The 14,114-nt window shown below is 73.0% G+C and carries 8 protein-coding genes; all 8 read left to right on the forward strand.

What is annotated here, in order from left to right; translation table 11 throughout:
* Positions 1–18: 18 nt before the first annotated feature.
* The 8 genes from IE145_RS03365 (at position 19) to IE145_RS03400 (ending at position 14,095) form a co-directional block, all read left to right on the forward strand.
* Positions 19–387 carry a CU044_2847 family protein gene (locus IE145_RS03365; RefSeq protein WP_189518676.1) on the forward strand — a complete coding sequence of 123 codons (369 nt, stop codon included), beginning with the start codon at positions 19–21 and terminating at the stop codon, positions 385–387.
* Between the two features lies 1 nt (position 388).
* Positions 389–2,587, forward strand: coding sequence for a VMAP-C domain-containing protein (locus IE145_RS03370; protein WP_189518677.1), 2,199 nt, complete (start codon positions 389–391; stop codon positions 2,585–2,587).
* The gene (locus IE145_RS03375; protein WP_189518678.1) at positions 2,584–3,576 is read left to right on the forward strand and encodes an AAA family ATPase; all 993 of its coding nucleotides are present in this window, start codon (positions 2,584–2,586) and stop codon (positions 3,574–3,576) included. Before IE145_RS03370 ends, IE145_RS03375 begins: the two co-directional genes overlap by 4 nt.
* A 2-nt stretch (positions 3,577–3,578) precedes the next feature.
* Positions 3,579–7,349: an SAV_2336 N-terminal domain-related protein gene (locus tag IE145_RS03380; protein ID WP_189518679.1), complete on the forward strand. Its 3,771-nt coding sequence runs from the start codon at positions 3,579–3,581 to the stop codon at positions 7,347–7,349.
* 302 nt (positions 7,350–7,651) lie between these two features.
* Positions 7,652–8,092 (forward strand): hypothetical protein, encoded by a 441-nt coding sequence (locus tag IE145_RS03385; RefSeq protein ID WP_189518680.1) that lies wholly within the window; start codon positions 7,652–7,654, stop codon positions 8,090–8,092.
* Positions 8,089–8,736 (forward strand): hypothetical protein, encoded by a 648-nt coding sequence (locus tag IE145_RS03390; RefSeq protein ID WP_189518681.1) that lies wholly within the window; start codon positions 8,089–8,091, stop codon positions 8,734–8,736. The genes IE145_RS03385 and IE145_RS03390 overlap by 4 nt, the downstream gene beginning before the upstream one ends.
* A 3-nt stretch (positions 8,737–8,739) precedes the next feature.
* Positions 8,740–13,515, forward strand: a complete 4,776-nt coding sequence (locus IE145_RS03395) for a putative T7SS-secreted protein (RefSeq protein WP_189518683.1) — start codon at positions 8,740–8,742, stop codon at positions 13,513–13,515.
* 10 nt (positions 13,516–13,525) lie between these two features.
* Positions 13,526–14,095: a hypothetical protein gene (locus IE145_RS03400; protein ID WP_189518685.1), complete on the forward strand. Its 570-nt coding sequence runs from the start codon at positions 13,526–13,528 to the stop codon at positions 14,093–14,095.
* Positions 14,096–14,114 lie beyond the last annotated feature (19 nt).

A 14,114-nucleotide genomic window follows, 5' to 3' on the forward strand; every position in this document is an offset into this window, starting at 1 on the left:
TTGGGAGAAGATTGCTCCGTGTCAGACTTCATGGAGTTCGCGTTCGAAGACGGGTCGTCGCTGGCGCTTCAGGTCTTCCCGGCAGCCACCCCCGAGGAGACCTCGGCGCCCGGCTTCGGCACCTCCGTACCCGTGGCGAGAGGATCGCGGCTGGGAGCCGTCGCCGGAACCGCGCTGCGGGGGGTGCTGTCCCCCTTGGTCCCCCTCCTTCAGCAGATCCGTGACACCGCGGCCTCCGTGCCCGATGCTCCCGACGAGATATCCGTCAGCTTCGGGGTCAGGATCGGGAACGACCTCAAGCTGGGCGTCGTCGGCGTGGCGGGCGAGGCGACACTGACCGTCACCGCGAACTGGCACCTGGGACAGCAGACCGCCACGGACCGCTGAGATGCGCGGCCGGGGCGATCGTGACGCGTCCGATCACGACGCCGCACGGCTGTCCCTGGTGTCGGTCCTGAGCTCCGGCACGGCCCGGGTCGTGGGAAGCGGCGTCTACCTGGGCCGGCGGCAGCTGCTGACCTGCGCCCATGTGGTCAACGAGGCGCTGGGCCGCACCATGTTCGCGCGGCGGGCCCCGGAGGACGCCTCGCTGCGGGTGCGCTTCCCCTGTCTGCCCGACGGGCCCGCGCTCCCCGCACGGCTCGTGGCGTGGAAAGCCGCGCACCGCGCGGGAGCCCCCGACATTCCCGTGGTGCTGGGCGAGCCTCTCTGGGGCGGCGATCTGGCCGTGCTGGAGCTGGCGGTGGAGCCCGCGGCTCCCGCTGCCGCCGCGTCCTGGCGGTACATGGACCGTGGTCAGGAGGTCCGCGCGTGGTACGGGGACGGCTCCTCGTTCACGTACGCGGACAGCAGCGTCGGCTCGGTCCAGCACGACCACGGATTCGTGGACGGTGCGCCGCGTGGCGCCGCGATCGGCCCCGGCTACAGCGGAGGCCCCCTGTGGTGCGACAAGGAACAGGCGTCGGTCGGGCTCGTGCTGGGGGTGATGTCACCGCCGGAGGGTCCCTTCCGCGGCGAGAACGTGCTGCGCCGGGCCATCGTCGCCCCGTGGCAGGCCGTCGAACGGTTCCTGGACGCCACGGAGTTCCCCGCCGGCCCGGCGCACGGCGACACCCGAAGGCCGTCCGGCGCGGTCGCCCCGGTGCTGCGGCACAAACTCCACACCGTGGTCCTGAACCTCCTGCCGGACGAGGACCAGCGGCTGCGCCACACCCACCGGGTCCTCTCGGCTCTCGGGCTGCCGGCCGGCTCCAGGGCCGACGCGTCGGTCGCCTCGCTGGTGGAGCTCGTACTGACCCAGCCCCGCGCCGCCGCCGTCCTCACCGACGAACTGCCCCGTGCCCTGCGCGAGACGGCGCTGAAGCTGCTCTCGCTGTGCCGCGGCGCTCTGGTCCCGGGCATCCTCACACCCCTGGAACTCGCCTCCCTGCTGGCCCTCCTGGAGGGGGAGCCCGGCCGGCTGCTCGAAGAGGCGGCGCGCGACGCACTGGTGAACACCACCTTCTGGGACGAGCCGCTCGAAGCGCGCCGCGGCGAACCGGACGACGCCGTGCGCCGTCTCGTGCTCGCCCTGGAGAACTACTGGGGCGACAGCGGATCCACCGACACCCCGCACCGGGTGCCCGCCCTGCTCACGGCGGTGGAGTACGTCGCCGCCCTGACGCCCACCGCGCAGCGGGACGAGCTGCGGGAGTGGGTCGCGGCGGTGGCGGCGAGGATCGGCGTGCACGAGTCGGTCCTGTTGTCCCGGCGCACCGACGCGGAGGACTGGGCCCACGTCAGAAGGGCCCGCACGACACCCGCCGAACCACGTCTGACCGTGCAGCTGACCAGGTCCCCGTCGGGCGGTCACCTCTGCACCGTCTGGTACGACCCCGGCACCGGCGAGGACGGTGTGGTGCGGCAGGTGCTGGCGGACGACGAGCCGCGCGGTCCGCAGGAGGTGGCCCGGCTCGTCCAGGACGTCCTCCTGCGGGAGGTCCCCGCCGCCGTGCGGGTACGCAGATCGCCTCTGGTCGAGTTCGTGGTCGAGCCGGAGGACCTCGACCTCCCGGTGGACCGCTGGGACGACGGCGACGCGGACGGCGGCTTCCCTTCCGTCCTCGGGGTGGAGTACGCCGTCGTCGTACGGTGCCCGGAACTGCGCACGCAGTCGCTGAAGAGGCTGAGGGCCTGGGAGGCGCGGTCCGTGGGCTTCCCCGCGGGAGCGTTCACCCGGCTCATGCCGGAGCACAGCGAGCCGGAGCACGTGTACCGGCTCCTGCACCAGGACCAGCAGACGGGTCGGCTCGCCATCGGCTGCTCTCCGGAGCACCGCCCCCGGCTCCAGGTCGTCTGCCTGGCGCAGGGCATACCCGTCGCGCTGTGGGACCGCAACGACTCACCGCGCCGGATCGACCAGCTCACCGCACTCATGCTCAACGGCCACCCCCGCAGCCTGCCCGAACGGGTCCGGGCGCACCGCGCGCGGACGCCGGGCAGCGCCGGGGAGGAAGCGGTGGCCCCCGTACTCGTGTGGGACGACGCGTCCCGCACCCCGCCCGAGCCCTACTGGAGCGACCCGTCCTGGGAGGACGCGACCTCATGACGGCAGCAGAACGCACCCCTCCGCAGGACCCCGGCAGCTGGCGGCTGTTCCGCGGCGAAGGACCACCGCGCCGGGTGGACATGCCGGCGGCGCCGCCCTGGCGGCGGTTCGGCGAGCGGCAGCCCACCGGGGCCCTCGGAGCGGGCGCCCCCGGGGACTCCCGCCCCTATCTGATCGGGCCCACCCAGCGGGACATCGTCAACGCCGCCCTGCACCTGCGCAGGCCGCTGCTGGTCACCGGCCATCCGGGCACCGGCAAGTCGTCCCTGGCCCATGCGGTGGCCCACGAGCTCTCCCTGGGGCCCGTCCTGCGGTGGCCGGTGAACAGCCGGTCCACGCTGGCCGATGCGCTGTACCACTACGACGCGGTGGGCAGGCTGCGCGAGACGAACCTCCGGCGGCAGGGGGACGGCGACGCCCCCGGCATCGGCTACTTCATCAGGCTCGGGCCGCTGGGCACCGCGCTGGTGTCGGACGGGCTCCCCCGCGTGCTGCTCGTGGACGAGCTCGACAAGGGAGACGTCGACCTGCCCAACGACCTCCTGACGGTCTTCGAGGAGGGCGAGTTCGAGATCCCCGAACTCTCCCGGCTGCCGCCCGGCGAGGACGACATCGAGGTCCACAGCGCGCGGGGCGGCGACACCGTGACCGTCCACCGGGGTGTCGTGCGCTGCCAGGAGTTCCCGGTCGTCGTCATCACGAGCAACGGCGAGAGGGAATTCCCTCCCGCCTTCCTGCGCCGCTGCCTGCGGCTGGACCTGCCGGACCCCGACGAGGAGCGGCTGCGCGCCATCGTGGCGGCCCATCTGGGCGCGGACGCGCTGCCCCAGGTCGACGATCTGGTACGGGCGTTCCTGGCCAAGCGGGCACCCGGCGAGCTGGCCACGGACCAGCTGCTGAACGCCGCGTTCCTTCGGCTGGGCGGGGTCGATCTGGACGCCGAAGGACTGCTGGAAGCGGTGCTGCACCGGCTGGGGGGTGCTCTGTAGGCATGCCCGGCCGTCTGCTCTCCCTGCTGCGGGACGTCGGCTTCGACGTCACGGCCGAGGAGCTGGCCGACTGCCTGTGGCTGGCCGAGCGGATGCCCGCCGACGCGCCTCTGGCGGTGGCCGCCGGCCTCCTGGGCGGGGACGCCCGTCCGCCCGGCACCACCGGGGGACCCGGTGCCCCGCCGGTGACGGCATGGCCCGAGACGAAGGAGAGGGCCGGCAGGGCGGAGTCGCCGGCGGCGGGAGCCCCGCGAGCCGAACTGCACGCCGCCGGGGCCGCGCCCGCGGAAGCGGCGCCGGCCGACGGGGGCGACGGAACCGGCCCCGACGAGGGCAGCACGGGGGACCGGGACCCCGACGACGGCACCATGGCGGACCAAGGCCCCGACGGCGGATCCGACGCCCCGGATCCCGGGACGGCGGCGGAGAACGAGCGGCCCGAGGAGGACCGGAGCCGCGCCCTGCCCGTACGCATCCCCCATCCGCACGCACTCGCCCTCCCGTTACGGACGGCACGCGCGCTGCGCCCCCTGAAGCAGTACCGCCCGCACCCCTCGGCCGAGCGGCTGGACGAAGCCGGGACCGCCGCGCAGATCGCCCACTCGGGCCTCCTCGACGTGGTGACGCGACCCGCCCGCGACCGCTGGCTGGACCTCACCGTGGTCGTCGACGACGGCGTCTCGATGCTGTTGTGGCAGCAGCTGTGTTCGGAGCTCAACTCGCTGCTCGCACACCTCGGCGCCTTCCGCCAGATCCGCACCTACGGACTGCGGCTGCGGCCCGGCCGGATGCCCCGGCTGAGCTCCCGTCCGTTCGTCCCCGGCGCGCCGACCGTGTCCGCCGAGGTCCTCACCGACCCGTCGGGCCGCACCATGACCCTGGTGATCTCCGACGGGGCCGGACCCGGATGGCGCACCGGTGCCATGCGAGCCGTGCTGTCGCGCTGGGCCGCCTGCGGCCCGACCGCGGTGATCCACACGCTGCCGCCCCGGATGTGGCGCGGTTCCGGACTGCCCACCCGGCGCTGGTCGGTGCAGTCACCGGGCCCGGGGGCCGCCAACGCCACCTGGCGGGTGCGTCATCCCGTCCTGCCCGAGGCGCTCGCCCCGTTCGACATGACGCCCGTCCCGGTCCTGACGCCGTCGCCCGAGGCGTTCGCCGAGTGGGCCGTGGTCACCGCGTCCGGTGGGTCCAGCAGGGTGCTCGCCCTGTGGGACGCCGACGCGGCGGAGCAACAGCGTCCGCCCGGGGCCGGAGCCTCCTCGCACACGAAGGGGCGGGCTCGCCGCGTCCGGCCCGACGCACAGGTGCAGCGGTTCCGCCGCGCGGTCTCCCCCGAGGCCTACCGCCTGGCCGCACACCTGGCGGCGGTGTCACCGCTGACGATCCCGGTGATGCGGCTGGTGGTCCGCTCCCTGCCCCGCCCGGTCACCACAGCCCATCTGGCCGAGGTGTTCCTGAGCGGCATGCTCCGTCCCGCCGAGGCCGGAGACGGATCACCCGCCGCCGCGGTCCTGCCCCAGCAGCGGGTCTTCGCGTTCACCAGCCGGTCCCGGGACATCCTCCTGGACGCCGTCCCCACCACCGAAGTGCTCGCCTCCACCCGTCGGGTGTCCGAGCACATCGCCGAACTGGTGGGCCGGTCACCGGACTTCCCCGCTTGGCTGAGCCGCCCCGACGGCACGAGCCGACTGGCCGACGACACCACGGCCTTCGCCTGGCTGAGTCCCGCGCTCCAGGACCGGCTCGGGCTGAGCGGGCTCTCGGCACAGGAGTGGGCGGAACAGCCCACGCTGCCGCGGGAGATCCGGTTCAGTCCCCCGGGGAGCATCTACCCCCAGTTCCCGATGGTGGGCTACTCGCAGACGAACACCACCTGGTCGGCCACCGACGGCGTCCAGTCCCTCGGTGACTACCGGCTCACCTGGCAGGCCAGGCAACCGGGCGGGCCCTCCCTCTACGCCGGAACCGACGGCCGGCACACCGCGGTGATCCGTGCGAGCACGGCGCGCGGCGCGTCCGTGATCCGCCGGGAAGCCCTCGCCCTCGCCCGGTTCGATCACCCCTGCCTCCCCTCGCTCCTCGACGCCGACCTGGGCGGCGCCAGGAACTCCTGGGCCGCCGCCACCGGCGCGCTCACCCGGCTCGGGCAGGGCGCACCGACGCTGCGCACCCTCGCCCAGGGGCTCCGGCTCCACGAGAGCTTCGGCACGGACCTGATCCTGGTGCTCGGCCAGCGCCTCGCCTCGGCACTCGATCACAGCCACCACGCGGGAGTCGTGCACGGCCATCTGTCGGCGGACCGCGTGCTGCTCACCCTCGACGGACCGCTGCTCGTCGGCTGGCACCGCTCCCGGATCGCCGACCCGGGAGCCGCCCCCGCACCCGGCCGGACGGGGGCGGACGTGCGCGCGCTCGCCGCTCTCCTCGGACTTCTCGGGGCCCGTACGGACTGGCACCCGACGGGCGGGGCGCAGTTTGCCCCCCTGCTGACCGGGGACGACGACGCCCGGGCACAGACGGTGGGTCACGAGCTTGCCGAGGAGATCACGGACCCGTGCCTGTCCGCCGTCCTGCGCCCGTTCCTGACGCTGCCCGCGCGTGACAGGGCGATGTCGGCGGAGTCCCTGCTGGCCGCCTTCCGCGACCGCGTCCCCCGGGACGCGTTCCTGCAGCCGTTCTCCTGGTGGCTCCCCGAGAGCACCAGGGTCCTCATCGACGACGCCCGGCTCGACCTGTCCTCCCGGGCCGCGCCGGATCCACACCTCCTGCACCCGGTGCCGCTGCCGCCCGAGGCCGAAGTACCCCTCGTGCCGGGGAGGGAACTCGCCTCGGACGACGAGGACACGGACGTCCATGAGCCCGGGCGGCGCGGGCGGCAGCTCACGAAGTGGTTCCGGTTGCCGGGCCGCCCCGAGCAGCCCCCTCGCCGTGGTCTCCTCCGCCGCAGGAAGGCGGGCGCGCGGACGGTCATCCGGCCGGCCGACAGCAGGACGGGCCGCCAGGGCCGTCTCGCCCTGATCTTCGGCGGGGGAACCGGTTGCGGGCGGTCCACCGTAGCCGTGCAGCTCGCCTCCGCCGTCGCCGAGGCCGAACCCGCTCCCGGGCGTCCCCCCGTACTGATGCTGCCGTTCCATCCCGCGGCGAACGTCATCGGATACCGCATGGCGACCGACGAGGCGGCCGGGTACGGGCAGGTCTCCCCCGGCCCCCGGGTGTCGGCGACCATCTCCCCCGACGCCCTGGCCCTCACCCCCTCGGGGGGCTGGGTGACGCTCAAGGACTCCAACGGCGCGGACTTCGTGCACCAGTACGCTCCCGCCGGCCAGCCACCGCCCCCGCCCCGGCAGCACCGGGACATCCTGTCCCGCATGCGCGGGCTGGGCACCCTCGTGATCGACTACGCAGCCGGCTTCGCGCCGCCCGGGCCGTCGCTGCGCGGGACCTTCGGTGACGTCGACCGGCTCGTGGTCGCCTGCTCCGGGGACCCCGGGCAACTGGCGGACACCGCGGCGGAGCTGACCTGGCTCGACCAGCACGGCCACGCCCGGCTCGTGTCCGAGGCCGTCCTCGTCCTGTCCGACGTGACGGGAACGGCCGAAGGGCAGTCCGGTCTCACCGAAGCGGAGGGCCGACTCGGCAGCCGCGTGCGGACCATGGTGCGCATCCCGCACGACCCGGCGCTGCGCGACGGCGGGCTGGTCGACTTCTGCGATCTCATGCCGATGACGCAAGAGGCTTTCCGCACGGCCGCCCGCGCCCTCTTCCCCTGAGCCGGGGGCGGTTCCTGATCACCTCCGCCGCGGCAGCCCGCCGGTGCTCGACGGTTCAGCGTTCTCGCCGGGCTCGGGGTCGGAGTGATTCACGAACGGCAGCCTTCTTCCGGGAGCAGGCCAGGCCACGTGACACCACAGCCCGACGCCGCCCGCTACCCCTTCGACCTGTGCCGCCGTACGGCTCCCGCCTCCGACCGCCGCCGACGTGGGGCGGCCGGAACCGTTGGTTCCCCCTGTGCGTGGTGTCCTAGCGTGTGCAGTAGTGAAGGGCGACAGCTCACGTGCGGGGAGGGCTTCCAGTGGGTGACGGGGCAGCGCTGGTGGATCGGATGGCCGAGCGGCGGGCCGGGGTCGGGGATCCGGGGGCTCTGGTGGGTGAGCTGCGGCGGGCTCTCGTGCTCGTGCCGTACGACCGGGGCGGGTTGTGGACCGCGGAGTTCGGGGGAATCCGGTGGGTGTGCGCGTTCACCGATGAGGCGGCGTTGGCGCGGTTCGCCGAGGAGCGGGCGGTGGTGGAGGGGACTGCCGGGGCGGCCTCCGGAACTTGGGAGTACGCGGCGTTTCGCGGGGCCCGGCTGCTGGACGAGGTCATTCCGGCGATGGGGGTGCCGGCCGGGGTCGCGGTGAACGTGGCCGATCCGGACGGGTCGATGCTGTTCCCGCCGGTCGTGGGGATCGTGCCGGATGCCGTCGCCGTCGATGCCGATGCCGGCGTACCCGGCGGGGGGCGGGAGCTGTGAGCGGTACGGGGGCTGAAGACCTCAACGTCGATCCGGTCAGCGTTCAGAAGATCACCTCCGGGCTGCGCGGGGCCGTGGCCGAGTTGAAGGAGATCGGCGACGGCACGGGTGCGGTGCTGGGCAAGGGGCTGTCCGAGCTGTCGATGACCGGGATGGAGGCCGGGCATCACGGGCTGTCGGTGGACTTCGAGGACTTCTGCGAGCGGTGGGAGTGGGGGGTGCGTGCGCTCGTCCAGGACGCCAACGCGATCGCGGCCAAGCTCGGGCTGGCGGCGGGGATCGTGTGGGAGGAGGACCAGTACGTCCAGGGCACGCTGAAGATCGCCGTGAACGCGGGCGTGGGGAATCCGCATGCCTCGGAGGACGAGATCGTCAAGCAGGGGTGGGGCGATGTGCTCACCCCGGACTATCTGAGCCCCGACTACAGCCGCGAGTCGTTCGAGCGGACGGCGGACGAGGCCGGGCAGACCTGGAAGGACACCGGACGGGCCCTCGTCACGGAAGGGAACGGCGGGCGCCAGGCGGAGCAGCTGAACGAGCTGTTCGGCGTGGACCAGGAGGCGTTCGACCGGTCCGTGGACGACATGTTCGGGCCATCGCCCGAGGAGCGGGCCCGGCAGCAGCAGGGCGGCGGGGGGAACTAGGGCATGGGGTTCAAGGATTTCGTCAGCGACATCACGCCCGATGTCGTCGAGGACGCGGTCGAGGACGGTGTCGAGTGGGCCGGTGACCGGGTCGAGGACGCCGGGAACTGGGCCGGTGACCGGCTGGACGACGCCGGCTGGGAGTCCGGGGCGGACTGGGTCCGGGAGAAGTCCCGGTCCGTCGCGAACCGGATGGGCGCCGAGGTCGACGAGATGGACCTCGGGCAGACCGAGGACAAGACCAAGCTCATCTACGGCAGTCCGTCCACGATCCGGGCCTCCGCCACCCATCTGCGGAAGCTGCAGGGGTCGTTCGACCAGGTCGGCGGCGGGCTCAAGGGGGTCGACTCGTCCACGATCAAGGGGCAGGCCGCCGACGCCTTCCGGGACTCCGTGTCCATCGAGCCGCCCAAGTGGTTCAAGGCCGCCGACGCCTTCGAGAAGGCCGCCGGTGCGCTCGACTCCTTCGCCGGGACCGTGGAGTGGGCGCAGGGGCAGGCGCAGACCGCGATCGACAAGTGGAAGGCGGGGACCAAGGCGTCGGAGGAGGCCAGGGACGCGTACAACGCGAAGGCGGACACGTACAACAAGGCCGTCGACGCCTACAACGCCAAGCCCGCCGACGAACGCGACCCCTCCACTCTGCCGCCCAAGCCGGGTGCCTTCAAGGACCCGGGCACCGGGCGGATGGAGGAGGCGCAGGAACTGCTCGCGGAGGCGCGCAAGCAGCGCAACACGGCGGCCGAGACCGCGCGCAAGGCCGTGACCGCGGCCCGGGACGCCGCGCCGCCGAAGCCGCGCTACGCCGAGCAGGCCATGGACGGGCTCGCCGAGTACCAGGTGATCAAGACCCATATCGCGGGCGGCGTCGTCAAGGGCGCGGCGGGCATCGTGAACTTCGCGCGGAGCGTCAACCCCACCGACCCGTACAACATCACGCACCCCGCGGAGTACGCGCTCGCGCTCAACAACACCGCCGCCGGGCTCGTCCGGGTCGCCAACGACCCCTGGGGCACCGGCAAGCAGATGATCGACGGATTCATGAAGGACCCCGCCGAGGGGTTCGGCCGGCTCCTGCCGGACCTGGCCCTCACCGCCGCGACCGGCGGCGCGGGGGCGGGCGTCAAGGGCGCCCGGGTGGTGAAGGAGGCCGCCGACCTCGCCTCCGACGCCCGCAACCTGGAGCGCGCGGCACCCGACGGCACCCACAACCGGCCCGACGGTGAGCGGACGTGCAAAGGCACCGACCCGGTCGACCTCGCCTCCGGGCGCATGTATCTGCCCCAGACCGACGTGGTGCTGCCCGGGGTGCTGCCCCTGGCCTTCACCCGCCGGGTGGAGTCGGGCTACACCGCAGGCCGGTTCTTCGGACCCTCCTGGTCCTCCACCGTCGACGAACGCCTGGAGATCGACGCCAACGGCGTCATCCACGTCACCGACGACGGCCTGCTCATCACCTACCCGCACCCCGTGCCGGGGCTGGCCACCCGCCCGGAGAGCGGGACCTCGCGCACCGCCCTGAGCCGCGACGAGGCCGGCGACTACACGCTGACCGACCCCGAGACCCGCCTGACCAAGCACTTCGCCGGCCCCGACGGTACGGAGCCCGGGGAGGACGGCGAAGCCTGGCTCGTCCAGATCGCCGACAGCAACGGCAACACCATCACCATCGACCGGACGGACGACGGCTCCCCGCTGGCCCTGGTCCATTCGGCCGGTTACCACCTGTCCCTGGCCACCGCCGACGGGCGCGTCACCGCACTGACGCTGACCGGTACGGACGACGGGCCCGGCGGCCGGACGGACCGGCCTGTCATGGCCTACGGGTACACGGACGGCGATCTCACGACCGTCACCAAGCCCTCCGGCGCCACTCTCGCCTTCACGTACGACGCCCACCACCGCGTCACGGGCTGGACCGACTCCAACGGCCGCCGCTACGCCTACACCTACGACGACCAGCACCGGGTGACCTCCGAGGGCGGCGAGGCGGGCCACTTCCGCGTCACTCTCGACCACGGTCAGCCCGATCCCGCGACGGGGCACCGCACCACCACCCTCACCACCGCCGAGGGCCACACCACACGCCACCTCATCGGCCCGGGGTCCCGCATCCTCGCGACCACCGACCCGCTCGGCCACACCACCCGTTTCACCTACGACGACCGCGGCAACCGGACCGGCACCGCGGACCCGCTCGGCCGGACGACCCTCTACTCCTACGACGAGGAGGGGCGGCTCTCCGCCCTCACCCGCGCCGACGGCAGCACGATCCGCGCCGAGCGCGACACCTCGGGGCACGCGACCGGGATCACCGCACCCGGCGGTGCCCGGTGGCGGCAGGAGTTCGACGACCGGGGCAACCGGCTCTCCATCACCGACCCCGCCGGGCGGACCACCCGCTACACCTACGACGCGTACGGCCGCCCCGCCACCGTCGTCGACGCCGCGGGGGAGGTCACGACCGTACGCTGCGACCGCGCGGGCCTGCCGCTGGAGGTGACCGACCCGCTCGGTTCCACGGTCCGCTACCGGCGCGACGCCTTCGGCCGCCTCCTGGAGTCCGCCGACGCCTCGGGCGGGGTCACCCGCTTCGAGTGGAACGCCGACGGACAGCTCGCCCGCCGCACCGCGCCCGACGGCACCGCCGAGTCGTGGACCTGGGACGGCGAGGGCAACTGCCTCACCCACACCGACCCGCTGGGCCGCACCACCCGCTACGAGTACAGCCACTTCGACCTCCTCGTCGCCCGCACCGGCCCGGACGGGTGCCGCCACACGTTCGACCACGACGCGGAGCTGCGCCTGACCCGGGTGACCAATCCGCAGGGCCTGGAGTGGAGCTACGCGTACGACGCCGGGGGACGGGTGATCGGCGAGACGGACTTCGACGGGCGCGACCTCCGCTACGAGCTCGACCCCCTCGGCCAGGTGGTCCGCCGCACCACGCCTCTGGGCGAGACCGTCGACTACGAGCGCGACCACGCCGGCCGGGTGATCCGCAAGACCGCGGGCGACCGGACCACCGCCTTCACGTACGGCCCCGGCGGCCAACTGCTGCACGCCGCAGGCCCGGACGGGGAACTCCGCTACCAGTACGACCGCAGCGGCCGGGTCAAGACGGAGCTGGCCGACGGCAGGGTCACCACGTACGCCTACGACGCCCTGGGCCGCCGCACCCGCCGCGTGACCCCCTCCGGCCAGGTCGCCACGTACGCGTACGACGTGGCGGGACGGCTCGTCCGGCAGACCAGCGGCGGGCACGAGGTGGCGTTCGACCGTGACGCGGCCGGTCGCGAACTGGTGCGCCGCTTCGGCGAGATGCTCACGTTCACGACGGAGTGGGACGCGGCGGGACGCGTCGCCGGGCAGGAGACCGCGTCCGGTGGACGCAGCCTCAACCGCCGCACGTACGCCTACCGCTCCGACGGGATGCTGACCGGGATCGACGACGCGCTGTCCGGCCCCCGGCGCTTCGGCCTCGACCCGGCCGGCCGTGTCACCTCGGTGCACGCGGACGGCTGGAGCGAGACGTACGCCTACGACGAGGCGGGCAACCAGACCGCCGCTTCCTGGCCCGCGTCCATGCCCGGGCAGGAGGCGACCGGCCCGCGCGCGTACTCCGGGACGCGCATCACCCGTGCCGGGGACGTACGTTACGAGCACGACGCCGCGGGCCGCATCGTCCTGCGGCAGCGGACACGGCTGTCGCGCAAGCCCGACACCTGGCGCTACACCTGGGACGCCGAGGACCGCCTGACGGCCGTCGTCACCCCGGACGGCACCCGGTGGCGCTACCTCTACGACCCGCTCGGACGCCGTACGGAGAAGCAGCGGCTCGCTCCCGACGGCGTCACCGTCGTCGAGCGGACGGCCTTCACCTGGGACGGCAACACCCTCTGCGAACAGACCACGACCTCCACCGGTCTGCCGCACCCGGTCGTCCTCACCTGGGACCACGCCGGCTTGCGTCCGCTGGCCCAGACCGAGCGCATCGTGACGGCCGACTCCTCCCAGAAGGAAGTGGACCGGCGCTTCTTCGCCATCGTCACCGACCTCGTCGGCACGCCCACCGAACTCGTCGACGAGTCCGGTGACATCGCCTGGCGCACGCGTGCCACGCTGTGGGGCACGACCACATGGTCGCGCACCTCCACCGCCTACACCCCGCTGCGTTTCCCCGGACAGTACTTCGATCCGGAAACCGGGCTGCACTACAACTACTTCCGCCATTACGACCCGGAGACGGCCCGCTATCTGACGCCGGACCCGCTCGGGCTCCTGCCCGCCCCGAACCCCTCGACGTACGTCACCAACCCCCACACCTCGGCCGACCCGCTCGGGCTCGCGCCCGTCGACTGCCCGGACGAGACGGTGACGGTCTACCGCAAGCAGACGGATCATCCCCTGAGCCAGCGGGTCCACATCGGCGAGAACGGCGAGGTGACGATCACCGGGCACGGGAAGCTCTACCTCAATATGAGCGGCGACATGAAACACACCGTCGAATTCCGTTCGGACGGCGGACAGATCGTGTCGTACGAAATCCCGAAGTCGTATCGCGATTCCATTCACGAGAATGCGCTCCCACAGAACAAGGCCGACCACCCTGACGGTGACGCGTTCACCCGACAGGAATGGAAAGCACTTCTGAAGGAATACCCAGAGATATCCGACCCGACCAAGGGGCCGCACCTGTACGGCATTCCCGATAAACTGCTCGACGGCTTGCGGGATGCTATCGTCCCCGGTTCGGGACGCGTGGTCCAGGAAGGGTGACCCACCTCAGATGATGCACACCAGCGACAGCCTGGCCGCCGAGCTCCGGCGTGTGGGGGAGCGTCCGGACACGGATGCCGCGCCCCCGGTCCTCTCCCTCTTCGTCATCGATGTCCCAGGGGACGCCGCGGCCTACGTGGAGCGCCTGCGCTCGGTGCTCGCGCCCGCCGTACGGCTGGGCTGCACGGCGGACTTCGAGCAGGACAGCCTGCCGGTCGACGAGGTGCCGGGGTGGTTCGCCGCGGTGGGTTCCGGGGGCGAGGAGCAGGTACCGCAGTTCGCCCGGGCGGGCCGCGGGGCGTACGCGGAGCACACCGGGGGCGGGCGGCCCTGGGATCTCCAGGACTGGCTGTACCGCTTCGACCCGGACGAGGACTCCCGGGGCTGGGAGTGGTGGGACGCCACGGTGGCCGGTCCGTCCCGTGTCCATGTCTGGGTGGACAGTTGGGGGGAGTCCTTCTTCGGATGCCAGGATCTGCTCTGGGCCGCATTCACGGCCGGGGCGGTCCGCGTCGCGGGGCCGACGGTTCAGAAGGCCGCCGTGTGGTCCGCCGAGCGGACTTCCCAGCCGAATCCGTAGACCGCTGCATCTTATTTCC

This window comes from Streptomyces sindenensis, from assembly GCF_014649035.1.
GTDB lineage: Bacteria > Actinomycetota > Actinomycetes > Streptomycetales > Streptomycetaceae > Streptomyces > Streptomyces sindenensis.